At 69.8% G+C, this 851-nt stretch carries 1 protein-coding gene and 1 pseudogene; one reads left to right on the plus strand and one right to left on the minus strand.

Annotated features, from left to right (window positions below):
- Positions 1-262, minus strand: a pseudogene (locus NBG84_RS15755) (hypothetical protein); the annotation flags it as partial.
- Positions 263-542: 280 nt separating this feature from the next.
- On the opposite strand from NBG84_RS15755, the gene NBG84_RS15760 reads away from it, so the two are divergent.
- The coding region (locus NBG84_RS15760) for a hypothetical protein (protein ID WP_250920074.1) at positions 543-851 on the plus strand (309 nt) is incomplete at its 3' end.

The following is an 851-nucleotide window of genomic DNA, read 5'->3' on the forward strand; positions in this document are numbered from 1 at the left end:
CCCCCCCCCCCCCCCCCCCCACGACGCTCCTCGGGGACTTCGCCCCGGCCGTCGGCGCCACCCGTGATGTGGAGGTGCCGAGGCCGGTGCGGATGCTGGTCTGGGTCTCCATGTCGAACGGCCACAGCACGTCCGGGAGGAAGAGGGCACGGTCGACGGCTTCGAACACCTCCGTCCACTCGGGGGCCATCACGCCGGACTCGCCCAGCCGGCGCCCCAGTTCGACCCGCGCGGGTCGAACTCGTCGTCCGATGAGGGTCATTTCCTGTGCTTGCCGTCTCCATCGGAAGCGGATCCATCCCGGATGGGCGGATCCTGCGGCGCAGTCCAGGGCTGACCGGGGTGCCCGTCTCCCCCACCACCGCTTCCCAAGCCCCCACCACTCGCCACGATCACACCAACCCCCACACCGCTCCTCCACATCGGATACCGCGAGGGCACTCCACGCACAGGGCGGGCCGCAAGAGGGCCATGGGGCCTGTTGATCGCAGCCGCCGCATGATAAGGATCGCTTCGGTCATGAAGAAGTGGGAGGGCTGAAGGTGGAGCGGAGAACGGTGCTGAGGGGAGCGGTGACCGCCGGACTGGCGGTTGCCGGCGGCGCGGCCATGGTGCGGCCGGCTGCCGCGAGTACGGACTATCTGATTGTGGTCGTGGAGCAGGCCGCCAACGAGATACAGCGGTTCAGCAACGGCACGGCCGACTGGAACGGAACCCCCGGCTGGTACTGGAGCGCACCGAACACCGACACCTGGAAGTACCTGGCCGACGTCCGGCGCCGCCTCACCGCCACCTGGGACGACGTCCTGGTGTGCTGCGCGAACGGGACGTCAAGCACCGGCGGACGGGCC

It is taken from the genome of Streptomyces albipurpureus (genome assembly GCF_023701525.1).
GTDB lineage: Bacteria > Actinomycetota > Actinomycetes > Streptomycetales > Streptomycetaceae > Streptomyces > Streptomyces albipurpureus.